The sequence below is a fragment of the Sporolactobacillus sp. BBK16-2 genome, from assembly GCF_059878335.1.
Genome location: NZ_CM187611.1, coordinates 2,729,087 through 2,750,442, shown reverse-complemented (window position 1 = coordinate 2,750,442; position 21,356 = coordinate 2,729,087). Strand labels below are relative to the sequence as shown.

24 protein-coding genes and 1 riboswitch are annotated in these 21,356 nt (G+C 44.4%); of the genes, 18 read left to right on the top strand and 6 right to left on the bottom strand.

The window, feature by feature from the left end; all coding sequences use genetic code 11:
- The first annotated feature begins 299 nt into the window (after window positions 1–299).
- Window positions 300–908 carry a hypothetical protein gene (locus AC6F33_RS13595; protein WP_480948622.1) on the top strand — a complete coding sequence of 203 codons (609 nt, stop codon included), beginning with the start codon at window positions 300–302 and terminating at the stop codon, window positions 906–908.
- A 65-nt stretch (window positions 909–973) separates the two neighbouring features.
- Here AC6F33_RS13595 and AC6F33_RS13590 read toward each other — a convergent pair whose 3' ends face one another.
- Together AC6F33_RS13590 and AC6F33_RS13585 are read right to left on the bottom strand one after the other, a co-directional pair.
- On the bottom strand, window positions 974–2,446 hold the full coding sequence (locus AC6F33_RS13590) for an MFS transporter (protein ID WP_480948790.1): 1,473 nt from the start codon (window positions 2,444–2,446) through the stop codon (window positions 974–976).
- 58 nt (window positions 2,447–2,504) lie between these two features.
- Window positions 2,505–3,752, bottom strand: coding sequence for an alkaline phosphatase family protein (locus AC6F33_RS13585; RefSeq protein WP_255749162.1), 1,248 nt, complete (start codon window positions 3,750–3,752; stop codon window positions 2,505–2,507).
- A 182-nt stretch (window positions 3,753–3,934) separates the two neighbouring features.
- On the opposite strand from AC6F33_RS13585, the gene AC6F33_RS13580 reads away from it, so the two are divergent.
- The 9 genes from AC6F33_RS13580 to AC6F33_RS13540 all read left to right on the top strand — a co-directional run bounded on the left by AC6F33_RS13580 (window position 3,935) and on the right by AC6F33_RS13540 (window position 11,224).
- Entirely contained in the window at window positions 3,935–4,489 is a 555-nt protein-coding gene (locus tag AC6F33_RS13580; protein ID WP_255749161.1) for a DUF1697 domain-containing protein, read from the top strand.
- Window positions 4,490–4,541: 52 nt separating this feature from the next.
- Window positions 4,542–4,721, top strand: coding sequence for a MarR family transcriptional regulator (locus AC6F33_RS13575; RefSeq protein WP_255749160.1), 180 nt, complete (start codon window positions 4,542–4,544; stop codon window positions 4,719–4,721).
- A 593-nt stretch (window positions 4,722–5,314) separates the two neighbouring features.
- On the top strand, window positions 5,315–5,764 hold the full coding sequence (locus tag AC6F33_RS13570; RefSeq protein WP_500777281.1) for a hypothetical protein: 450 nt from the start codon (window positions 5,315–5,317) through the stop codon (window positions 5,762–5,764).
- 35 nt (window positions 5,765–5,799) lie between these two features.
- Window positions 5,800–5,902, top strand: a riboswitch (purine riboswitch).
- A gap of 154 nt (window positions 5,903–6,056) precedes the next feature.
- On the top strand, window positions 6,057–6,620 hold the full coding sequence (locus tag AC6F33_RS13565; protein ID WP_500777280.1) for a phosphoribosyltransferase family protein: 564 nt from the start codon (window positions 6,057–6,059) through the stop codon (window positions 6,618–6,620).
- An 18-nt stretch (window positions 6,621–6,638) separates the two neighbouring features.
- Window positions 6,639–8,324: an ABC transporter ATP-binding protein gene (locus tag AC6F33_RS13560; protein ID WP_500777279.1), complete on the top strand. Its 1,686-nt coding sequence runs from the start codon at window positions 6,639–6,641 to the stop codon at window positions 8,322–8,324.
- Entirely contained in the window at window positions 8,317–9,132 is an 816-nt protein-coding gene (locus tag AC6F33_RS13555) for an energy-coupling factor transporter transmembrane component T family protein (protein ID WP_255749157.1), read from the top strand. The genes AC6F33_RS13560 and AC6F33_RS13555 overlap by 8 nt, the downstream gene beginning before the upstream one ends.
- 83 nt (window positions 9,133–9,215) lie before the next feature.
- Window positions 9,216–9,995: a creatininase family protein gene (locus AC6F33_RS13550; protein WP_500777278.1), complete on the top strand. Its 780-nt coding sequence runs from the start codon at window positions 9,216–9,218 to the stop codon at window positions 9,993–9,995.
- Between the two features lie 14 nt (window positions 9,996–10,009).
- Window positions 10,010–10,567 carry an aminotriazole resistance protein gene (locus AC6F33_RS13545; protein ID WP_255749155.1) on the top strand — a complete coding sequence of 186 codons (558 nt, stop codon included), beginning with the start codon at window positions 10,010–10,012 and terminating at the stop codon, window positions 10,565–10,567.
- Between the two features lie 147 nt (window positions 10,568–10,714).
- The gene (locus AC6F33_RS13540; RefSeq protein ID WP_500777277.1) at window positions 10,715–11,224 is read left to right on the top strand and encodes a GNAT family N-acetyltransferase; all 510 of its coding nucleotides are present in this window, start codon (window positions 10,715–10,717) and stop codon (window positions 11,222–11,224) included.
- Window positions 11,225–11,395: 171 nt separating this feature from the next.
- Here the strand turns inward: AC6F33_RS13540 and AC6F33_RS13535 are convergent, their stop codons facing one another.
- Window positions 11,396–12,736, bottom strand: a complete 1,341-nt coding sequence (locus tag AC6F33_RS13535; RefSeq protein WP_255749153.1) for a glycoside hydrolase family 68 protein — start codon at window positions 12,734–12,736, stop codon at window positions 11,396–11,398.
- Between the two features lie 257 nt (window positions 12,737–12,993).
- Here AC6F33_RS13535 and AC6F33_RS13530 point away from each other — a divergent pair, with 257 nt between their 5' ends.
- Both AC6F33_RS13530 and AC6F33_RS13525 read left to right on the top strand, forming a co-directional pair.
- The gene (locus AC6F33_RS13530; protein ID WP_255749152.1) at window positions 12,994–13,470 is read left to right on the top strand and encodes a flavin reductase family protein; all 477 of its coding nucleotides are present in this window, start codon (window positions 12,994–12,996) and stop codon (window positions 13,468–13,470) included.
- Window positions 13,471–13,555: 85 nt separating this feature from the next.
- Entirely contained in the window at window positions 13,556–14,590 is a 1,035-nt protein-coding gene (locus tag AC6F33_RS13525) for a threonine aldolase family protein (protein WP_500777276.1), read from the top strand.
- Between the two features lie 434 nt (window positions 14,591–15,024).
- Here the strand turns inward: AC6F33_RS13525 and AC6F33_RS13520 are convergent, their stop codons facing one another.
- Window positions 15,025–15,246 carry a hypothetical protein gene (locus AC6F33_RS13520; protein ID WP_255749150.1) on the bottom strand — a complete coding sequence of 74 codons (222 nt, stop codon included), beginning with the start codon at window positions 15,244–15,246 and terminating at the stop codon, window positions 15,025–15,027.
- A 123-nt stretch (window positions 15,247–15,369) separates the two neighbouring features.
- Between AC6F33_RS13520 and AC6F33_RS13515 the strand changes: the two genes are divergently transcribed.
- The 3 genes from AC6F33_RS13515 (at window position 15,370) to AC6F33_RS13505 (ending at window position 17,323) form a co-directional block, all read left to right on the top strand.
- Window positions 15,370–15,891 carry a GNAT family N-acetyltransferase gene (locus tag AC6F33_RS13515; protein ID WP_500777275.1) on the top strand — a complete coding sequence of 174 codons (522 nt, stop codon included), beginning with the start codon at window positions 15,370–15,372 and terminating at the stop codon, window positions 15,889–15,891.
- 20 nt (window positions 15,892–15,911) lie between these two features.
- Complete coding sequence (locus AC6F33_RS13510) at window positions 15,912–16,814, top strand: aminoglycoside phosphotransferase family protein (RefSeq protein WP_500777274.1); 903 nt, start codon at window positions 15,912–15,914, stop codon at window positions 16,812–16,814.
- A gap of 65 nt (window positions 16,815–16,879) precedes the next feature.
- A complete protein-coding gene (locus AC6F33_RS13505; RefSeq protein ID WP_255749147.1) occupies window positions 16,880–17,323 on the top strand; it encodes a GNAT family N-acetyltransferase in 444 nt (147 codons plus the stop codon).
- 75 nt (window positions 17,324–17,398) lie between these two features.
- On the opposite strand, the gene AC6F33_RS13500 is transcribed toward AC6F33_RS13505, so the two are convergent.
- Window positions 17,399–18,268, bottom strand: coding sequence for a helix-turn-helix transcriptional regulator (locus AC6F33_RS13500; RefSeq protein ID WP_255749146.1), 870 nt, complete (start codon window positions 18,266–18,268; stop codon window positions 17,399–17,401).
- Between the two features lie 135 nt (window positions 18,269–18,403).
- Between AC6F33_RS13500 and AC6F33_RS13495 the strand changes: the two genes are divergently transcribed.
- Complete coding sequence (locus AC6F33_RS13495; protein WP_480948614.1) at window positions 18,404–19,618, top strand: MFS transporter; 1,215 nt, start codon at window positions 18,404–18,406, stop codon at window positions 19,616–19,618.
- Between the two features lie 123 nt (window positions 19,619–19,741).
- On the opposite strand, the gene AC6F33_RS13490 is transcribed toward AC6F33_RS13495, so the two are convergent.
- A complete protein-coding gene (locus tag AC6F33_RS13490; RefSeq protein ID WP_255749143.1) occupies window positions 19,742–20,161 on the bottom strand; it encodes a hypothetical protein in 420 nt (139 codons plus the stop codon).
- 114 nt (window positions 20,162–20,275) lie between these two features.
- Here AC6F33_RS13490 and AC6F33_RS13485 point away from each other — a divergent pair, with 114 nt between their 5' ends.
- Both AC6F33_RS13485 and AC6F33_RS13480 read left to right on the top strand, forming a co-directional pair.
- The gene (locus tag AC6F33_RS13485) at window positions 20,276–20,695 is read left to right on the top strand and encodes an HAD-IIIA family hydrolase (RefSeq protein WP_255749142.1); all 420 of its coding nucleotides are present in this window, start codon (window positions 20,276–20,278) and stop codon (window positions 20,693–20,695) included.
- Between the two features lie 127 nt (window positions 20,696–20,822).
- Window positions 20,823–21,296, top strand: coding sequence for a GNAT family N-acetyltransferase (locus tag AC6F33_RS13480; protein WP_500777273.1), 474 nt, complete (start codon window positions 20,823–20,825; stop codon window positions 21,294–21,296).
- Window positions 21,297–21,356: the final 60 nt, after the last annotated feature.

The following is a 21,356-nucleotide window of genomic DNA, read 5'->3' as shown; positions in this document are numbered from 1 at the left end:
GAAGAAATGCTCATTCATTTAAAAAGCAAGTCAGCAAATGAAAATAGGCGCAGTATTTTTTTTAAATAGGTGTCTTCAACTTTGACGTAAGCATTGTGAGGGTATAGACTAAATATATTATAGCGCTTACAAAAATGGAGTGATGCACTTGGGTATTGCCTTGGGATTACTCGCGTTATTATTTTCTACGGCGGCTGCAGTCTATTGGTACAATGAGGCTAAAGGAAGAGAAAGTAAAAAATAACTGAATTCGTTTATACTGGCGCATGATGCCGTGACAAATAGGGATACTACTTACAATGAAAGCGCATGATCTTAATGTGCTGTTCACTCTAATCTTTACAGAAATGAGCGATGAATCATTGATGAAATCCGTTGTCATTGCCATGTGCTTTCTTTTGTTGCCCTTTTCCGCATCGGCTGCTGAGAGCAAGATCGATGACGGTACAGCGCCAAGAACTGAGTCGGGGACCTTGTTTATTGGTATGGATGGACAGTTTAAGCGATTTCCAGTTCATGTCCAAGGTACGCTGACTCCTGAAAAACAAATTCAGGAAATCGCACGTCTGACCGGATGGGATCTCTCCCTTGCCGAACCGGTATCAGTTGGACGATTGGGAATGACAGTCGTTTTCAGCGATCAAGCCTCATTTTTCAAATGGCCGCTGTATGATCAGAAAGCTGAATTTGCCGTTCCGGATCTGAGAACCTTGACGTACACAATTTTAGACAGTGTCAGGCATACCTTGCAGTATAATGACTTTTACAATCCCGAGGAGATGGATATCAGCAAACTGAACATTTACTTCGGCCTTTCCGGAGAACGACCGTTTGAAGTGCCGGCGGCCGGTATCAAGCTACCGCTTGATAAACCGTACCCCGGATCCTCAAAACTGCTACATCACTGATCACAAAAGGAGCACATCGCATGTGCTCCTTTTACTTGGTAAGCTGAATTTAAAACAAAAGTCAATTAAACTTCTTCGGTTTCTACTGATTTCTGCGTACTCATGTGAACCTTGCTCAACGTCAGTGAGCCAAAACCGACAGCAAAAATGATGAGCAGACTAAGAATGCCGAAGGATGACCTTCCGGTAAGAGCGGCGCTGAACGCATAAAGTGCCGGTCCGATTACAGCGGCGAATTTGCCGAAAATATCATAAAAACCAAAGAACTCGTTTGAGCGGTTAGCCGGGATCAACTTGGCGAAAAAGGAGCGGCTGAGCGCCTGAATGCCACCTTGGCTTGTACTCACAAGAATCGCAACGACCCAAAACAGCAGTGTCGAGAAGTGAAGCGCGTTTGTATATTCGCTTGATCGATTCGTGTCGGATAAAAAGCTGTCGACATCCGTTTTCATTTTCTGAAGCTCCGCTTTTTCTGTGCTGTTCATGGATTGTGAAAGTTCGTCCATTTGTTTATTAAATGCTTCTGTGCGGTCGGAACTCGCTAGAATGGAACGACCGTTTTTTTCTACAGTATTAATGGTTTGCTGATCCAGCTGAGCATTGGATTGATTAACGACATGAATAAACTCATTCTCATATGCTTTTTGATGCGGTTCTAAAGAAAAACCAAGATAAAAACCAAGCAGACAGATCAGCATGTAAATCAACACGCCTCCTTGAAGCATGCGATGCGTGCCGAAGTGTTCGGAAAGCCGACCGAACAGAATGGAAAAAGGGACGGCGAGAATCTGTGTCAGAAGCAGAGCCAGAATCATTAGACTGCTGCTTAGGCCCAGCGTGCTTCCATATGAAGTGGACATGGAAATCACTGTACCCACACCGTCGATATAGAAAAAGTAGGCAATCATAAAAAATAAAAGCTTTCGATTGTGAATAATTGCAAGAACAGTTTCCTTGATGTTTACAAAGGTGTTTCTGAACATTTTTGATTTCGGCATGCTGATGTAATGCGTCTGATGGACATGACGCAGGATAGGCAAGCTGAAGATGAGCCACCAAAGTACAGTCAGCACAACAGACAGTTTGACTGCAAGCGTTCCATCGACGCCGATTGAACTGCCGAACAGGATCAGTGCGATTGAGATGAGGAAAGGGATTGTGCTTCCGCCTAAATAACCCATGGCATAGCCATACGCCGACACTTTATTCATCCGATCTCGAGTGGTCACATCGGTCAGAAAGCTGTCATAAAAGAGCGAAGTGCCTTCAAAACCGATGAACGAAAAGCTGTAGCCGAGCAGCATAAGCAGTGGTTGATCCGTGAAGGCCATGAACGCGGTGAAAAATGCGCCGAAGAGGAGCGAACAAGTAAACAGCTTTTTTTTCATCCCTTTGAAGTCGCCAAGTGCACCAAGAAAGGGAGCAGTCAGTGCGATGAGCAGAGAAGAAGCTGATGTCGCATAGCCCCACCAGACGTCACCGGCAATACCGTTGGACCTGGCGATGGAAGCGAAATAGATGGGAAAGACCGCGGACATAATGATGGTCGCATATACCGAATTCGCCCAGTCATACATAATCCAGCTTTTTTCTGTTTTAGTGAATTTCGGCAAATTGATCGCTCCCTGACAATCTGTTTTTTCCATCCATCGACCATAGCGGTACTCCGAGTAAATCAGCGGCTAACGGGCATATGTCGATAATACATCCGCCTTCGGTCACCTTATTTTTACCGATTCTTGGTCCGACTGCAAGATAGAAAGGCTGATATTCATCGTGAGCCAGACTGTAGCCATGTGATCCTTTTACCGGTTCACCGAAACTGTATCCATCGGCGGCTTCTATGCCGCAGAGAAATTCTCGATCGAGACCGCTGATATCCATTTCTTCATCTGACAGCTTTCGTTTTACTGAAGAGTGGGACAGGTAATCGGAAAAATGCTGAAGCACCGTTTCTTTTACTGATGAATTCAAGATTTTCAGAAATGATGTACCGCCGCCGTTGTGGAAAAAGGCATCATAGTGTTCGATGCCGTCCTCTGTTCTGTGAATCAGCCCATTTTCTCTAAGCCAGTCATTAGGATCAACCGAGGTATGAACGTTGAGACATCCGTGATCACTGAATACGATAATGGCCGTGTGTTCTTCTCCCCATGCTTGAAATGCAGCATCCATTAATTGCCCTAGTCGATCATCAAGGCGAGTGAGTGCGTTAGCAGCCTCTTGACTTCTCGGTCCGAATCGATGCTTGTGATCATCCACATCAAGAAGATGAAGGAGCAGGAGGTCGGGCTTTTTCTGTATCAATGCATCAAGAGCAATATGGGTTGTAAATTCATCAAGGCAAGGCTCGGAGATTTTCTTCAAATAGTTTCTATTTCGCCATAGTGAGGAGAGGATGAACCACGAGCTTCCGCCTTTCAGCAGTGCAGAAGCACGTTCGAGGATTCCCATTTTTCCAGGTACTTCAGGGAAATTCCATTTTATTTTTGCTCCGCAAGTCACTGGATAGAAGATTGAACAGACGTCCAATCCAATCTCGGCAGCTTTATCATAAAGCTTAGGGGCTTTTACTAAATGAGCTTCCCGTCGCCAATCAGGTGCATCATTGCCCGGCTGGCTCATAATATTTTCAACCAAGCCATGTCTGTCGGGATGGACGCCTGTGATAATGGAACTATGGCAAGGATACGTATTCGAGATGAAAACGGATTGCACATTTCGAACAAGTGTGCCTTGAGATGAGAGCTGCGAAAAGTTGGGCAGCTTCATGAGCGTGTTGGTATCAGTTGTACTCACTGCGTCAAGTGAGATCATGAGCAAATGAGTGGTTTCATCCTTCATTGTAATCCCCTCCCGAAAAATGGGCTTTTGCTGTACATGGACTGCATAAGACGATTTAACTAAATGAGCAGTCTGCTTCTACCAATATATCAGTAGAGTTTGAAGTCGCCAGCAGGGTTTATGTAAAATATAAGTAAAAATAAGCAATGCTAAAATGATATATCTTGAGAGAAGGTAAGAAAATGATCTATATTGCACTGCTGCGCGGCATTAATGTCGGAGGAAGAAATAAGATCAAAATGGCAGATTTACGGGGAGCGCTTGAAATCGCCGGATTCCAAAAGGTACGCACATATATTCAGAGTGGTAACATACTGCTTGAGTCTGAGGAGACTGAGCATGAGCTCGAAGGACAGATTGAGCACATCATTGATGAACAGTTCGGTCTGACCGTTCATGTTGTTGTGAGAGACAAAAGTGAACTGGAAACGATCATTCGGAATTGTCCGTTTCGTAAAGATGAAATTGCCCGTGCACGGGAAACCGCAGTAGGTGAATGTCTCTACGTAACGATGCTCAGTACTGCACCTGATCCTGAAAAAGTACGGCTTCAATCAGAGTCTGACTTCGGCATGGATCGCTATCAAATTGCCGGTCGGAATGTCTATCTTCTCTTCCATCACAGTATCCGCAATTCGAAACTGGCACTGCGTGTCGAAAAATTGAGCCCTTATTGCACAACGCGAAATTGGAAAACAATTGACAAACTCTTTGTGCTCGCAAACCAATTTGAGTGATTATAATAGAGTTGATCCTCAAAAAGGATACATAATCGGAGGGATTCAAACGATGGAGAGCTACGATGCCGTATTAGCCTATTTTGAAAAAGCCGCAGAACCTGCAAACGCAGGCAAAGTTGCTGATGCAACTGGACTGGACAAAAAAGAAGTCAACAAAGTAATGACTAAGTTGAAGAAAGAAGAGAAAATCGTTTCACCAAAACGCTGCTATTGGGAAATTAAAAAATAAGTCTTTAAAAAACGGAATCAGTTAAAAACGGAGTAAGTGGTTTGCCACTTGCTCCGTTTTTTTTTACAGGTAATGAGAGTTTATCGCTTTTTGCCTTGCCAGTATGATGATAAGGTCATATAAGATTCGGTTAGGCGATCAGGTAAGCGCCAGATCTGAGAAATAAAAGAAAAAATTCCGCATAATTAGAAAATGAACGAAAAAAATGCTTAAATAGACGGAGAACTTCCCCTTATCGAATCGAAAAATGTGAAAATGATAGGTTTTTCTGTGCATAGGCGGAAAAATTACCCTTATGTACCTGTGAACCAAGCGCCATGATGCATATAACCGGAAAATCTCCGCTTATTTTACGGTATATGGTAATGAACTTTCGAATGTAATGAACTTTCGCTAATGACACATACGCTGTTTGCAACGCGAAAGTCACCGCATCCTGCGGAAGTACGTCATGTATGCAATGCGAAAGTCATCACATCCTGTGAAAGTAAGGACCGGGCACTTTTTGCTCCGCTTTGTTTTTTTTGTCGCTGCAAATGGGGTATAAGATTGTTCGCTGGTTGCCATCCTAATCCTGACTAAACTTTGTCTGGATGGTGATTGAAGTAATGGAAACGGTTACGAATTTTTTGGAACAATTGGAGTATCTCAATCGATTTAATCATCAACAAAAATTATGGCTGTACGCGATGGTGTCCTTTATGCGTGGTGCATTCCCGAATTGGGATGAGACGATTTTTTGTCGGATGCCTGCTTATCGATGGCACCAAAAATACATAGCTTTCTCTGCAACGAGGGATTACTTTTCGTTCCACACCAATGATACGGCACAAATACTTTATCTTAGGAAGCAGCTGGTGAATGCTTTATTTGGCAAACGCTGTGTTCGCGTATCACTCAATTGCACAGAAGATTTGCCTGCTTTTTTTGAAGCATGCCGGCGAGCGGCACACTGGGAACGTCAGGATAAATTGCAAACAGTCAGGTCAAGATCAACTAATAGTTTGAATAATGATTCTGTTGCTAAAAGATTATTACAGTGATATAATTTTTATTAAGAAAGATGTCGAAATAAATCGAATTACATACAATGTGAAACCATATAACTCTGCAAATAAGGTGTAGAAGTCTCTACGCGGCAACCGTAAATTGCCTGCACTATGGTGTTCTTGTTCCGTTTTAGCCTGACTGATCGGGTATTTTATGCTTTTTTACGGCATGATTGCTTTTTTTGTCATGGCGCACGGGACTTGTCGCAAGGCAGAGGACACCCGTTCCCTGCTTTTTTCTATTTCGAGCAGTGCATATAAATTTGAAAGAAATCAGGTGAACCGAATGGATGAATTTATACTCAAAGTCGCGGGAGTTGAACGAAAACTGCCGGTTGTCCGGATCGCAGATAATATTAAGATTGCAAGTTTTGTTATTTTAGGTGATACAGAGCTCGTTTCCGCGTCTGCCGAGGCACTCAAGGAACGCATACCCGAAGCCGACTATTTCATTACTGCGGAAGCGAAAGGAATTCCGTTGATCCATGAATTGTCACGGATATGTGGAAAGAAGCGTTACTTTGTTGCACGAAAAAGTATCAAACCTTATATGAGTGATCCGTTTGTTACAGAAGTCTACTCAATAACCACTCAAAGAAAACAGCTGCTCTGCATTGAAAAAGAAGAGAGCGAAATGATCAAAGGCAAGCGGATTCTGATTGTAGACGATGTGATCAGTACCGGTGAATCTGTACGGGCACTGGAAAAATTGATTAAGAGAGCCGGAGGTACCTTGGTCGGCAAGGCGGCAATTCTCGCCGAAGGTGATGACGCCATGAAACGTGATGATATTATCTATCTGGAAGAACTGCCATTATTCCCTATTGATCCGTCCGATGCAATCCAATAAAGCGGGGAGTCCATAACGTTGAGCTTCAAAATTGAGCATGTCAGCTATAAATATAGTGCGGATACACCGCAAATTTTAAAAAATATTAATATGGAAATCAGAGAAGCTGAGGTTACGGCGATTGTCGGACCGAGCGGATGCGGCAAGTCGACACTGGTCAGCATTCTTAGCGGAGTGATCCCAACCTTGATGAATAAAGGCGAACTGTCAGGCTCCTTTCAGGCAGGCGGAGAGGTCATGATCTCCGTAGTCAGTCAGACACCGGAGAATCAGCTGTTTGGTTATGGTGTTGAAGATGCACTTGCTTTTGGTGTGGAGAACATGGGGCTTGATAGCCGTGAGATCCATGAACGCGTCGAGTCCGTTCTTGATTTGCTGCATATTCAGCATTTGAGAAAACGGGCTGTGTCGACGCTTTCCGGCGGACAGAGGCAAGCCGTGTGCATTGCATCTGTTCTCGCCATGCGTCCGAATTTGGTGATCATGGACGAACCGGTCAGCTCACTGGATCCGCAGGGAAAGCATTTGATTCAGTCGGTGCTTAATCAGCTGCGCGCAACTGGGCAAACGACTGTTATTGTCGATAATAACCTGGATTGGTTTTCGGGAATCGTCGATCATGTTGTCGGAATCGACAACGGTGAAGTAGTTTTTGACGGGAGCAGGGATGAGTTCTTCGCCAAGTTTGATGTTCAGCATCAGCTCGGTGTCATCATTCCTCAAGAGGTTGAAATCTATCGAGAGCTTTCAAAAAGAATTAAAGGATTGCAGCCTTTTTCCACATTAGATGAAGCATATGATGCGCTTCATGATCGCTTCGAAAAACCGGAGGCGGCAGCTGCATTGGATCCATCTGAAGAACATGCAGAAAATGTGCTTGAGGTAACAGATCTCAGCAAGAGTTTTCAAGACGGGTTTCAGGCATTGAACCATATTGATGCCGGGTTTGAAAAAGGAAAAATCATATCCATATTGGGGCAAAACGGCTCTGGAAAAACAACCTTAGTGAAGCATCTGAATGGACTGTACCGCCCGACTGAAGGCAGGGTTGCCTACCTGGGTGCGGAAACCTCAGACAAATCTGTAGCCGAAATCAGTCGCGATATTATTCTCGTATTTCAGCATCCTGAACACATGCTTTTTGAAGAAAATGTTTATCAGGAATTAACCTTTTGTGCACGTGCTCAAGGCGTTCCATTCAGTGAAGAAGAGGCACTATCTGTTCTTGAAAAATATGATTTGCTCAAGGATAAGGAAGAGCTTCCGGTCAATCTGTCCATGGGCAAGAAGCATTTATTGACGATTCTGTCGGTCCTGTTTTCAAGTGCCAATGTGATCATACTGGATGAACCGACCTTAGGGATGGATCTTCATTTGCGCAATCAATTGGAGGGCATCATAAAGCATCTGAAGGACAAGGGCAAGACGGTAATCTTGATCAGCCATGAAATTCCGCTCGTCTTTAAACTGTCCGATGAATTACTCGTACTTGACCATGCTTCGAAGCTGGAAGAAGGCAGCGTGCAGCAGTTAGCGGACAATGAAGCGCTCTTTGAGAAGATCCATATTGATTTGCCTCCAGTGGTTCGTTTATCTAAGAAGCTTGGATTTAAAACCCTTGCTTGCGACGCGGAACGTTTCGCAGATGCCATTGCAGCAGGAATAAAGAATGACGGCTTTACAGGAGGTGCGAGCAATGGGTGACTTTTTGCAATACGTGGAATTGAATTCGTTTCTGCACCGACTTGATCCGAGAACAAAGTTTGTCTTTTTCATTATCATGTCCGTTCTGACTTCTTTTGTGAAAAGTGGCGTCGCGCTCTTGTTCCTGTTTCTCGTATTTCTGGCGATTTGGCTGATTGGCCGCATCGGCAAGTATATGCTTGTGCTGGCAAACAAAGTCAAGGTGCTTCTGTTATTTATCTTTTTGTTATGGCTGGTGCTCGGAGCGTTCACCATTAACGAGGGACCGACCATATACCGGGCAGCATTCACAATTTTCAGCAATCATTATGTATTCAGCTTGGATTGGTTCGACTTTTATAAAGGTGCCGTATATGCCTTGCGCATTTTCTTAATGATTTCGGCCTTTTACACAGTGATTCTGACGACGAACTTCAGCCAGATTATTCTCGGCTTGCAATCGTGGCGCGTACCCTATGCCGTCGCTTTCGGGGTCGGTCTCGTTTTTCAGATCATTCCAATGATTGTTCAGGAGTTTGCGACGATCATGGAAGCACAGAAATCACGTGGGCTTGAAGTCGATAAATGCAGTGCATTTGCGAAGATGAAAAATTATGTGATCATCTCACTGCCGCTGCTGTTCCGAGTGCTCAGTAAGGGCCATGCGATCTCGCTTGCCATGCATTACTACAAATTGAATTTTAAAGTGAAGCGTACCTCTTACAAAATGATCAAGGCAACGTATTCCGATGCACTCTTTGCATCGGTGACTGTTATTGCCACAGTGCTGACGATCATCTTGCAGATCAACTATTATATTCAGATTTAGTCAGGAACTGTTTATTTCCTTGACTGCAGTCAATAATATTTGAAGATTGTGAATTTATCACAAGGGACAGGGGGATTCATGCAATGATTTCAAAATGGGAAAACTTAACGAGAGATGAGATTGCGGCCATTGACAAAGATTCGGCGATTGTATTCCTGCCGACAGCGGCGACCGAGCAGCATGGTCCGCATCTGCCGGTTGGGACAGATGCTATTATTTTGTCCACACTCATTGACCATTTTATTGAGACACAGGAATTCGATGAAGGTTCGCTGCTTTTTGCTCCGCTGCTGAATGTTGGCAAGAGCAATGAACATATGGGTTTTGCCGGTACGCTCACTTATGGCACGCAGACTTATTATGCGGTGCTGCATGATATTGCCGGTGCCATCGCCAAAAGTGGATTTAAGAAGCTTGTGCTTTTTAACAGCCATGGCGGGAATACGGACATGCTCAACATGATCAGCCGCGACCTGAGAATTGATTTCGGCATGGATGTCTTTGTCTTCGATTGGTGGTTCACTTCATTCTGGGACAAGGGGCTCAAAGGGTTAAAGCAATCCGGGAAATACGGCGTTTTCCATGCTTGCGAGCTGGAAACCTCACTGATGCTGCACGCGGCACCGGAAACAGTGCACATGGAGCTTGCAGTCGATGAAGATCCGATTGAGGCCCTGCGTGACAACGATTTTGTGACCTTGTTCGGGCCATACAATGCCGGCTGGAAAACAAGTGATGTCACCAAAAGCGGCGTGATTGGTGCGCCAACCTATGCAACTGCTGAAAAAGGCAAAAGGCTGTTTGACTATGCGGTCAAAGAGCTCAAAGATATACTATCTACTTTTGCAAAAACAAATTATTGAGGAGGCGTTACGTAGTGAAAAAATTCACCTTTGTCAACATCATTTTCTTTGTTATCTTCGGTGTATTTACCGGCGTGCTTTGGGCTTACGGCAGTCCAATTCCGCTGATCCCGGGTGCCGTTCATTTCAGAACTTTTGCGTTTATTATTCCTGCTATTGGATTCCTTTTCGGCCCGGTTTCCGGATTTTTCGCCGGCTATATCGGCACCTTGGTTTGGTCACTTCTTGGCGGATATTTCATCGCGCCGCATACATTGATTGCCGATGGAATCACGGTAGCGCTCAGTGCCGCGCTTCCTGCTTATGTCATGACACGGAAAAAGTCGCTTGACGAATTGCTCGTGAACAAGACATCGTTTATTTGGAAATCATTGTTCTGGTCACTGTTGTTCGGTTGCCTGATGATTCTTGCAACCAGCCTGTCGCTTTCGTTCTTCACAGGTCTCGGCTACTGGTACTGCGTTGTATGGATCGGCATTGCAGACGTTGTTCCGATCGCGCTGACACCATTCGTGGTTGTTCTGCTCGCGCCAAGACTCAAACGCATTCAGACAATTATTCCACGTGTATAATACTAAAGCAACCAAACAAACCGCAGGCAAATGCCTGTGGTTTGTTTTTGAATATCTGGATCTAAACAAATTGTAATTCTATAATTTGTAGATTAGTAGAGGGATATGTTTCGGAAAAAGCCGGATGCACGAAAGGAGCAGGAGAAGTTGGCAGAACTATTTGATGTGCATATTGTGCCCATTTTGCCTTCTGATTGGGAAGAAGTACGTTCTGTTTACATTGAAGGAATCAAAACAGGAAGAGCAACCTTTCAGAATGAGGCCCCAAGTTGGGAGGATTGGAATGAGGCTCATTTAGAGACATGTCGATTTGCAGCAAAGGCAGATGGGCGTTTTTTTGGATGGATCGCTTTGAGTCCCGTTTCCAGCCGCTGCTGCTATAAGGGCGTTGCCGAGGTGAGTATATACATCCGTTCGGAGGGCAGAGGGCATGGCATAGGAACTGCTTTGATGAACGCGGTGATTGCGGCTTCTGAAAAACAAGGCTTTTGGACGCTTCAATCCGCGATTATTGCGGAAAATAAGGCTAGCCGCGCATTGCATAAAAAATGTGGGTTTCGCGAAATTGGTTACCGTGAGAAAATCGCACAGATGCCTGATGGAACTTGGCATGACACTATTCTTGTTGAGCGGAGAAGCACTGCTGCCGGTCGTTGATGGAAGGATCCATGCTGATCAGTAAAGAATCCGTAATACGTAAAAAAGTGAGCGAAATCATGTTAAGATTTCGCTCGCTTTTTTGAATTGCTTCATAAATTTCTTTTAGCGCAAAGTCACTTTTTTCTCTGTACTTTTTCAAATGCCATGAAAGACATTATCGAGATATTGTCAAACAAGAGGTTCAGAGGATCCTGCGGGATCAAATGTCCCGAGAATTCGGCCGACTCGGGTACTTGTCCCACTGATCAGCAGTTCGATCACCGGTCCGGCTGATTTTATTTTCTGTACCGTTCCTTTGGAGTCAGAGGAGAAATTGCTGTAGCTGATCACAACAAAGCGTCCGTTTTCTGCAGGAACGACGAGCCATGAGTAGACATACTGCTCGTTATTTTCCTGTCCGACATATGGATCGCCGGGTGATTTTTGCGTAATGACCAGCCCTGTTTTATTAAGTGGTACGTAGGGGCCAAACAGCTCGCTGGACACAAAACCAATCATAAAATCACGGTTGACTAAGTCGTTACCGTCAACAGTCATTTTATTTCCATGAGTTACGACAAACAAGTAATAGAGATCACCGCGAACGATGACATTAATCCGTTCAATTTCATCTGTGACTAGGTTAGAGGTGAGCAGCGGCGGCAGAAAATCTGCTTTTGTCCGTTCGCTGCTCAGCTTCAGCACGCCAACACATCCGTTTGCTTTTAGGTCGTCTGCAGACGGCTGATAGCCTTCCGGAAAAGCACCGATAAATTGATCACGGACCGTCCCTTCAGCATTCAATGCTTCGCCGGTGTTGGCTTCGAACAGAAGGTATTCGGTTCCGTCCGCCGGATCTTTAAAGTAATGCGGATCGCGGAATGTAAAATTATTCACCTGGTCGCTTCCGAGATCAGCGCGATGCTGTACGGGGAACCGCTGTTCTTGGCGCGACGCTTGCTCTACGCTCTGATACAAATAACCGTCCGGCTCGATCAGAAGTTCATGGTAGGTCGGGTCAAGCAGCTGTAATTTATCGCTGTCTGCCGCAACAGGAACTTTTGCAGTCGCAAAACGCTGGTTGGTTTGGTAGATTCCTGTTTCAGGATCTTGATAGGATGAGGCAATGGTATAGAAGAACTGCAAGTAGCCATCTTCGGTGAAAATGGTTGATCCTGACCATTCTTGAGTATCTTCAATTAATCGATCGGCGAATACATAGCCGCCCGGTGCCCAGCTGTTTTCATCTTGTTTAGAATAAAAATACATCAGTCGTGCCTGACTGAGATCTCCTACTGGCGCGCCTAGGGCAATCAGGATGTTGTATCCATTCACGTCAGCCGTTTTTCCTTCTTCATCCACAACAAGCCAGTTATCCCAGATATCGCGCTCCGGATCAAGCGACTTCACCTTGCTGATATCAAATACTGGAAATGTATTGCTGCTGTTATAACCCATCGATGATGCGTCTTCCCGTGTCCAACTGGTTACCTGCCAGTCTGCTGGGATATTTGGTTGATCATAAAACATAAAATCGAGCTCCTTTTCTTTGGTGAATTTGCAGATGATCTACTTCATCTACTTTGATACCTTATGAAAAAGTTGACTTGGGCGAGTAAGCGAACAGCATGAATGGAGAAAAAAGCAACATTTGTACGCGCCTTTCCTATTAAAAAATCGGTATCTTGTCTCAAAAATAAATTAAAGATTAGGGAAGGTATACGATTTGCTTTATAATGAATATATGGCAAAAATGTGAACACAAACAGAGAAGGGAAGTAAGCAAATTGGATCCGAAAACGAAAAAAACAGCACTTCGCAGTATCACCTATGGTTTGTACCTCATTGGGACAAAAGATGAAAGCGGTGTGAATGCTTTTGCAGGCAACTTTTTAACTCAGACCTCCTTCGAACCACCGCTAGTCACTATAGCCGTTAAAGCGGGTACTCGTTCGCAACAGCAAATCGCCTCAAGTGGAGTCTTCAGTGTGAATGTACTGGAAAGTGGACAAAAGGATATGGTCACCGCCTTTTTTCGACCGCTTGAAGTTGAAGATAATAAACTCGCAGGTTATGAATTCACTACAGAAGAGACCGGTTGTCCGATTTTTAAAGACGGGTTGAATTTTTTCGAATGTAAGGTTGTTGATCGATTAGAAATCGGTGACCACTATATTTATGTTGGTGAAGTAATCAACGTCGGCGTTCATCGCGAGGGTGATCCGCTCACGATGAAGGAAACCGGCTTTTATTATGGCGGTTAATGGAAATGGGTTCCGCTGTCCGCGTGACTGTGCTATAGTCCAAGTAATGAGTTGAAAAATCAGACAGCTGAGGTGATTCATCGCAATGTACAGCTTTAAAAATGATTATAGTGAAGGCGCGCATCCGCAAATCTTGAACGCGTTGATCGAAACGAATCTTGTTCAGGAAGAGGGCTACGGTGAAGATCAGTATTCATTGAAGGCCGCTGAACTGCTTAAGGAAAAAATGAATAATACAGACGTCGACATTCATTTCCTGACCGGCGGCACGCAGACCAATATGACGGCAATTGCCGCCTTCTTACGTCCTTATGAAGCGGCAGTCGCCGCTGTAACCGGACATATCAATGTTCATGAAACGGGTGCAATTGAAGCAACCGGTCATAAGGTTCTGGCTGTTCCATGTGCGAAAGACGGCAAGCTGACGCCTGAGGGGATCGAATCGATGCTTGACGCGCATCCCGATGAACATATGGTCAAGCCGAAACTCGTGTACATATCCGATACGACCGAAAATGGCGCTGTCTATACAAAAAGCGAGCTTGAAGCGATCCACGCATTTTGCAAGAGCCGTAAGCTTCTCCTCTATTTGGACGGCGCACGTCTCGGGTCTGCACTTACATCGAAGGCAAACGATCTGGAGCTCAGCGATCTGCCGCAACTTGTCGATGCCTTTTATGTCGGCGGTACAAAGAACGGCGCGCTGCTTGGTGAAGCACTCGTGATCTGCAATGACGTACTTAAGGAAAATTTCCGATATATGATGAAGCAGCGGGGAGCCATGCTTGCCAAAGGAAGGCTAACCGGCATTCAGTTTCTCGAATTATTCCGTGAAAACCTGTTCTTTGATCTCGCTGCCCATGCTAATGCGATGGCACTGAAACTCGCCGAAGCGATTAAAGAGGCCGGATATGAATTCTTGACACCGCCTGTTTCCAATCAGATTTTCCCAATCCTGCCTAATGAATTGCTTAACGAGCTTCACCAGCAGTTCCATTTTTTCGATTGGGAAAGAGTTGATGAACGCTATTCTGCCGCTCGTCTTGTTACCTCATGGGCGACAAAAGAAGAGGCAGTCGATGCTTTTATTAGCAGCTTGAAAGAGACGATTACTAAATAAAAAAATGCGAATTCTGTAGAGCCGGGTAATGATCCCCGGCTCTTTTGCATTTGTACGCAAAAAAGAAAGAGACTTTCCTTCCTGAACAGTAATATCTAAGGCGAAACAAGGTCTGATTTAAATCCGATCAAGTTCAACCGAAGAATAGAAGTTCTACCTAACAAATGAAAAGTTCAACCCAATTCCTAGAAAGTTCAACCCAATCTCCGGAAAATTCAACCGAACGGGGTAAAAGTTCAACCGAAGAATAGAAGTTTAACCAAACGAATGAAAAGTTCAACCCAATCTCTGGAAAGTTCAACCGAATTGTCAGAATCTGAACAGATGAAAATATATATACTTCGTAGTCCGTCTTTTATATGCACTCAACTTAAAATCCTAATCTTCTTGTAATTTTCAAAAAGAGCCGTAAAAGTGTCCGGCTCTGTCAATGATCATCCGATTGTGTGTGGGGCACATGGAGGGAAGGGGTTAATGTCTTGAATCATCTGTTCATCGTAGTGTTTGAGCGCAAATTGAGATTGGTAGAGATATTCGACCACAAAAATTTGTCCTCCGGATGCGCCGCATAAAATGCCTGATACGCCTTGCCCATTGGTCAAAGAAATACCCACAGGCTGACCGATCAAATTACTTAGTTTTTGCTGCCATGGCATTTGCCTCACTCCTTTTCATAGCAACGTATTCATCGACAAGTGATTGGTGAATGGGACGGCAAACAACTCACGATGAACCTGTGTTATATTAAATGAAACATGTGAAACAGCGGGGGAATGAGCATGGATAATTCAAGCATTCTAATCAGAGAAGCGAGAAGGCAGGATGCCGCAGATGTGATCGATTTTTTACAAAAAATTGCCGGCGAATCTGATTTTTTGACTTTTGGTTCTATTGAGGAACTGCATCTGACGATTGAAAAAGAAGAAGCAATCTTTGAGGATTATGCAAAAAGAGAAAATGCATTGTACTTGGTCGCCGAATATGGTGGACAAATTGCCGGAACCTTAAATTTTGCAGGGGGAACGAAGAAGCGAACGGCGCACACCGGCGAGTTCGGGATTAGTGTGCGTAAGGATTACTGGGGCAACGGAATTGGCAGAGCGCTCATTGCGAGATTGATTGAATGGAGCAAAGAAACCGGGATCATCCGTAAGATCAATCTGCGTGTACGTTCAGATAATGCGCGTGCCATCCATCTTTATCAATCATTTGGATTTGAAGAAGAAGGTGTCATTTCACGCGATTTTCTTATTGACGGCGTGTTCTATGACTCAATCCATATGGGTCTTTTCATTGATTGACAGATTAAGGAGAAAACACAATGACTGCTTTTCTTGGCATACCGGGATCAACGGATTGGGGACAGCTGCATCCGCTCAATGCGGGCTGGTCGCACGATCACAAATATACGTTTCGATTACAAAATCAGAATTATTTGCTGCGCTTGTCTGAAGGAGCACTCTATGAACGCAGAAAGAGAGAATTTAAGGCGTTAAATGGTTTAAACGATTTAACCTGCAACGTGACAAAGCCGATCGCCTTTGGATGGTGCGATGAACGAAGAAAATGTTATACGATCATGACGTGGATCGGTGGTGAGCAGGCTGCAATCGTTTTGCCGAAGCTGAACTTTGAAGAACAGTACAAGCTTGGCTATTCTGCGGGACAAATCATGAGACAGATTCATAGACTTGCCGCTCCTGCCACACGACCGTCATGGCCTGATTTTTATAATGAAAAAATTGACCGCAAGCTTGCCGCTTACAAGACTTGTGGAATCAGAGTTGATCATGACGAGTCGATCATAAATGTTATAGAAGCAAACAGAGCGCTTCTAAAGGATCGGCCACAAACCTTCCAGCATGGCGATTTTCATTGCGGGAATATGGTGATTTCAAAAGAACATGAAATCGGTGTAATTGATTTCGATCGAATGGATTACGGCGATCCCTGGGAAGAGTTTAACCGCATCACGTGGTGTGCCAATATAAGTCCTGCATTTGCAACCGGACGAATTAACGGATATTTTGAAAATAAAGTGCCGGATACTTTTTTCCCATTAATGGCAATGTACATAGCGACAAACATGCTGAGTTCAATTCCATGGGCGATCGACTATGGGGAGCATGAAGTGAAAGTCATGAAACGCGAAATTAAGCAAACGCTCGATGCATATGACCATTTTCAAACAATGATTCCAAAATGGTATCAGCCGCAAGAATAAGTTTTAGATAATCCTCCAAGCTGGATAATCTGTTGAAACACAATGACATACTGGGAGTGAAAACCATGGATCGTCTACAATGGACAGTTAAAAACTTTCATCAATTGACTGGAAAGGAAGTATATGAGATTTACAAAGCGCGGGTCGATGTCTTTGTGGTTGAGCAGGAATGTCCTTACCATGAAGTAGATCCTTATGACTTATTTAGTCTGCATGTCTTCACGACGGATGAGGACGGCGCAATCATAGCTTATGCTCGTATTTTTGAGATGGATGACGGGGTATCGTTCGGCCGGGTGCTTGTCCGCGAAGATTGCCGTGGCAAGGGTCTTGCCCAATTGCTTGTCGCCAAAGTACTAAGGGTAATTAAGAAACGATTTGCTAATATGCCGGTTGCCATTGAGGCACAGGAATATATTCAGTCTTTATATACTCCTTTTGGTTTTGAGCCAGCATCTGAAATTTTCGTGCTTGACGGTATTCCTCATGTCCGCATGGAAAAAAAGTGAAACTGTTGATGAAAATAGCAATCAAGGTGTTTCATGGAAATCAGCTCAGAGAATAAAAAAATGACCGCAATTCATTTATTTCTCTTTTAAAGTGCGTGCTTGCTGCGGCGATAGACCTCTTTTTTTCCTGAATACGCGACTAAAATAGTTTGCGTCGTTGAAACCGACCGAGAAGGCGATTTCTGTGATGGTCAACGGCGTGTTCTGCAGTAATTGTTCTGCTTTGTCGATGCGTAATTCATTCATATGGGCGATAACGGATCGACCATATAATTTTTTGAATGTGCGGCAAAAATGCGCTTCACTCATGTGCGCGCGTGCTGCCAGATCGTGAACAGTAATGGCCTCTTTATAATGGTCATTTAAATAGGTAAATGCTGATTTTAATTGGTTCAAACTGTTAAGCTTCAAGTCAAAACGTTTCTTCGTGTACACTTTTTGAATGTGATTGCGGATCAGAATGAGCAGAATTTGAAGCATATCCGATTTCACGGCGAGTTCGAACCCCGGCCGCCGAGCCGTTTGCTCGCGAATTAATCGGCGCAGTAAGGGAGTAATCGGTTCCTTTTTATCAATAAAACGGTTGAACACAATGCGCTGCTGCATAAGCAGTTCAACATAGTTTACCTTGTGCAGATCGGGCATGTCCTGAAACATAGACGTAAGATCAATGCGAATGGAATAGAAGGTTAATTTTGTTGAAAGACTCTCAATCACGTGCAGTTCATTGCAGTTGACGAGAAGTGTCTCATCTGCATGTAAATCAAATACGTCCGATTCGCATCGGATGCGTCCCTGACCGCTCACAACATAGTAAAACTGCATTTCCTCGTGCCAATTTTCCTGATATCTCCAACCATACCCCAATCCTTCTCTTAAATTTATGTCCAAGTAGGCATGACGGTTGCCATTTCGTTTCGGTGAATAATTCGTTTCATTTTTCATTGAGAAATCCCTTTCAGTCAAAATTGTGCTAAAGGTGAGCAGGATACTGCAGGCTTTATTGTCGTTTCCTTGTTAGTCTAAGAGTGTTCGAAAAAAATGTAAATGATTTTGCAGTGGTCAAGGAGGATGAACGTAATGAATCTTGCATTAAAAAATGAGAATCAGACGGCCGTCAAACCAAGGCTGGCAGCGAGGCGGGAATTGTTCAGTCTCAGCGGTGTCCATTTTATTAATGACTTAATGACGACCGGACTTGTGCCTGCACTTTTGCCTTTATACAAAGATGCCTTTAATCTGAACTATTTTCAAGCCGGCATTATTTTGTTCGTGTCCATGCTGACATCATCTGTGGCGCAACCCATATTCGGTGTCATCACAGATAAGAATCCGAAAACGTGGTTTATGCCGGTGGGGATTTGTTTAACGGGATTTGGTCTCACGGCTTCAGGTTATGCTCCTGCTTATTGGGTCCTTCTTATCCTCGTTGGATTATCCGGAATCGGTTCGGGAATTTTTCATCCGGAAGCGATGCGCGGCGCCTATATGGCGGCGGGCACAGCGAGAGGAACTGCACAAGCGATTATTCAGGTCGGCGGCAATTTCGGCCAATCCGTAGGACCGCTGCTTCTTCCCCTATTCCTGATTGCGACCGGGCTTCATGGACTGGGCTGGTTTGTTTTGGCCACGGTTGCCGGTTTAGCATTAGTGCTTTCCGTCATGCCATGGTATAAACGCAGTCTTGCAGAAAATAAAGCACGACAGAAAAAGATTAAAGGCCGCAATCATGTTGCCGGACTCTGTTTGCTGACCGTTGTTGTTATTCTCCGGTCATGGACACAGATTGGTGTCGCTGGATTTTTGCCGTTTCTTTATCTGCACCAGGGGATTGCGCTCAAATACGGTGATCTGTTGACCTTCCTGTTTCTTGGCGCCGGTGCACTCGGAACCTTCATCGGCGGCCGTGTTTCGGATCGGATCAGTCGTAAATGGCTGCTGTTTATTTCCATGGCCGTAACGGTTCCCTTTGCATGGCTGCTTCCGCATGTTCACGGTGTACTATCAATCATTGTTCTTTTTCTATTCGGTTTCTTTGTCCTCTCATCATTTGCCGTTACGGTTGTTTACGGGCAAATGATGTTCCCGAAGAATATCGGCTTGGTTTCCGGGCTGATGGTTGGATTCGGGATTGGTGCCGGCGGAATTGGTGCGACGATGATTGGCTGGCTGTCCGATCTCTATGGTGTCAATGCCATTTTTGCCTTTCTTGCGCTTTTACCGCTGGTCGCCGCCTTGCTCTCACTGTTGCTGCCGAGCGAGCGGAGCCTTCTCAGCGGTAGCGAAAAGGTTTGAGCTAGAAATTCAGATCCGTCACTACACCAATCGGTGCGGAAGAGAAGTATTCATTAATTTGGATGAATTGGATATCACAAAAAAGCCCCCTGCAAAAACATTTGCGAGGGGCTGCTGTGTTTCTTATTCTTGTGTTAATTTTTCCTGCTCCATCAATTCTTTTCTTTTTCGTGCGTTGTTTCTGCCGATAATTGCGGTCATAATCAGTGCGGCAACGGCCAAAATTAATGAAATGATATGAATGACTAGTTGAACGGGACTTGCTTGCGCTCCTGAGCGTGCGCTCATTCCGGATGGACGCTGTCCGCTTTTTTGCGATCCCGAACCGCCGCCGAACTGTGGAGCGCCGTTGGAACCACTGGAAGGACTTGCTGACCCGTTTCCTCCATTAAAATTCGGCATGTTTTGTGAAGCATTACTTTGAAAGGATTGTGCCTGCTGTTTACTTTGTATAAAGCTGTAAATCCCAAATGCGGACTCGAGCAGCAGCGCAGCGGCGATAACAATTCCTAACCAATAATTGATTTTGCTCATACGTTCCATAGACCATTCTCCCTTTAGTTGTTCAAAATTCCATACATCTACTGTAAAGATATTTTCTTAAGAAAAGCTTAATATGGAGGTAGAGGAAGAATAAGTAGGGGGAATTTGTTATTGATGACAGAAATTCAAGCCGTGTTTATTGATCGTGACGGAACGATTGGCGGAACGGGTCACTTTATTCATCCTTGTGATTTTCAACCGTATGCTTACAGCAAAGACGCAATTCATCTGCTGAAAGCTCAAGGAATCCCGCTCTTTGCTTGCACGAATCAGTGGAGGATCAGTAAAGGTCAGGCCACAATGGATGATTTTTACGAGGAATTCAAATCCGATGATCTTGATGATGCCTTCATCTGCCCACATGGTCCTGATGACGAGTGTACATGTCGAAAACCGAAGCCGGGCTTGCTGTTCGAAGCGGCGGAAAAATATCATTTAGATTTATCAAAAACCATGTTTATCGGGGATACGGGCACGGATATGCAGGCAGCTGATGCAGCCGGAGCCAAGAAAATTTTGGTTCGAACCGGATGAGGCGAGAGCTCACTGCATGACTATCGACATACATGGGCTGAGGTTGAACCTGATTATATCGCAGACAATTTTCTCACAGCGGCGCAATGGATTGTGGCGCAACTGTAACGTAAAAATGGAGGAAACCATGACAAACTATATATTTAGGCCAATGAATGATCAAGACGCACTGGTCATTGCGGATTGGCACTATGAGGAGCCGTATTCTTTCTATGATTTCAAAAATGACGAAGAAGATTTAGAAGAATTACTGGATTCAAAGGCGAGACAGGGCGTCTATTACTCTGTTTATGATGATCAAAATAGATTAATTGGCTTTTTTTGTTATTTTAATGATTCAGGAACAATTGAAATGGGTCTAGGGTTGAGACCGGACTTGACAGGAAAGGGACTAGGTCGGGCGTTTATCCAAGCAGGTTTGAACTTTGCTGAAGAAAAATTCAACCCATCTATGTTTTCATTGTCGGTAGCCGTTTTCAATGAACGAGCACTGAAAGTCTATGAACGTGTGGGATTCAAAATAGAAAAAACGATGATGGTCAAGTCAAATGGAAGCGTGTATCCCTTTTATTCAATGGTGTTAACAGAGGACAAGGTTTAATAGTCAATAATGTGAGGTGATGGTTCTGATTCGCGTTTGACGGAAGAGGCGCAGCAAGGG

Excerpts from the sequence above, each read along its gene's own strand:
- AC6F33_RS13595 (WP_480948622.1), top strand. The coding sequence starts at position 300 with ATGAAAGCGCATGATCTTAATGTGCTGTTCACTCTAATCTTTACAGAA.
- AC6F33_RS13590 (WP_480948790.1), bottom strand. The coding sequence starts at position 2,446 with ATGTCCGCGGTCTTTCCCATCTATTTCGCTTCCATCGCCAGGTCCAAC.
- AC6F33_RS13585 (WP_255749162.1), bottom strand. The coding sequence starts at position 3,752 with ATGAAGGATGAAACCACTCATTTGCTCATGATCTCACTTGACGCAGTG.
- AC6F33_RS13580 (WP_255749161.1), top strand. The coding sequence starts at position 3,935 with ATGATCTATATTGCACTGCTGCGCGGCATTAATGTCGGAGGAAGAAAT.
- AC6F33_RS13575 (WP_255749160.1), top strand. The coding sequence starts at position 4,542 with ATGGAGAGCTACGATGCCGTATTAGCCTATTTTGAAAAAGCCGCAGAA.
- AC6F33_RS13570 (WP_500777281.1), top strand. The coding sequence starts at position 5,315 with ATGGTGATTGAAGTAATGGAAACGGTTACGAATTTTTTGGAACAATTG.
- AC6F33_RS13565 (WP_500777280.1), top strand. The coding sequence starts at position 6,057 with ATGGATGAATTTATACTCAAAGTCGCGGGAGTTGAACGAAAACTGCCG.
- AC6F33_RS13555 (WP_255749157.1), top strand. The coding sequence starts at position 8,317 with ATGGGTGACTTTTTGCAATACGTGGAATTGAATTCGTTTCTGCACCGA.
- AC6F33_RS13550 (WP_500777278.1), top strand. The coding sequence starts at position 9,216 with ATGATTTCAAAATGGGAAAACTTAACGAGAGATGAGATTGCGGCCATT.
- AC6F33_RS13535 (WP_255749153.1), bottom strand. The coding sequence starts at position 12,736 with ATGTTTTATGATCAACCAAATATCCCAGCAGACTGGCAGGTAACCAGT.
- AC6F33_RS13525 (WP_500777276.1), top strand. The coding sequence starts at position 13,556 with ATGTACAGCTTTAAAAATGATTATAGTGAAGGCGCGCATCCGCAAATC.
- AC6F33_RS13520 (WP_255749150.1), bottom strand. The coding sequence starts at position 15,246 with ATGCCATGGCAGCAAAAACTAAGTAATTTGATCGGTCAGCCTGTGGGT.
- AC6F33_RS13515 (WP_500777275.1), top strand. The coding sequence starts at position 15,370 with ATGGATAATTCAAGCATTCTAATCAGAGAAGCGAGAAGGCAGGATGCC.
- AC6F33_RS13510 (WP_500777274.1), top strand. The coding sequence starts at position 15,912 with ATGACTGCTTTTCTTGGCATACCGGGATCAACGGATTGGGGACAGCTG.
- AC6F33_RS13505 (WP_255749147.1), top strand. The coding sequence starts at position 16,880 with ATGGATCGTCTACAATGGACAGTTAAAAACTTTCATCAATTGACTGGA.
- AC6F33_RS13500 (WP_255749146.1), bottom strand. The coding sequence starts at position 18,268 with ATGAAAAATGAAACGAATTATTCACCGAAACGAAATGGCAACCGTCAT.
- AC6F33_RS13495 (WP_480948614.1), top strand. The coding sequence starts at position 18,404 with ATGAATCTTGCATTAAAAAATGAGAATCAGACGGCCGTCAAACCAAGG.
- AC6F33_RS13490 (WP_255749143.1), bottom strand. The coding sequence starts at position 20,161 with ATGGAACGTATGAGCAAAATCAATTATTGGTTAGGAATTGTTATCGCC.
- AC6F33_RS13485 (WP_255749142.1), top strand. The coding sequence starts at position 20,276 with ATGACAGAAATTCAAGCCGTGTTTATTGATCGTGACGGAACGATTGGC.
- AC6F33_RS13480 (WP_500777273.1), top strand. The coding sequence starts at position 20,823 with ATGACAAACTATATATTTAGGCCAATGAATGATCAAGACGCACTGGTC.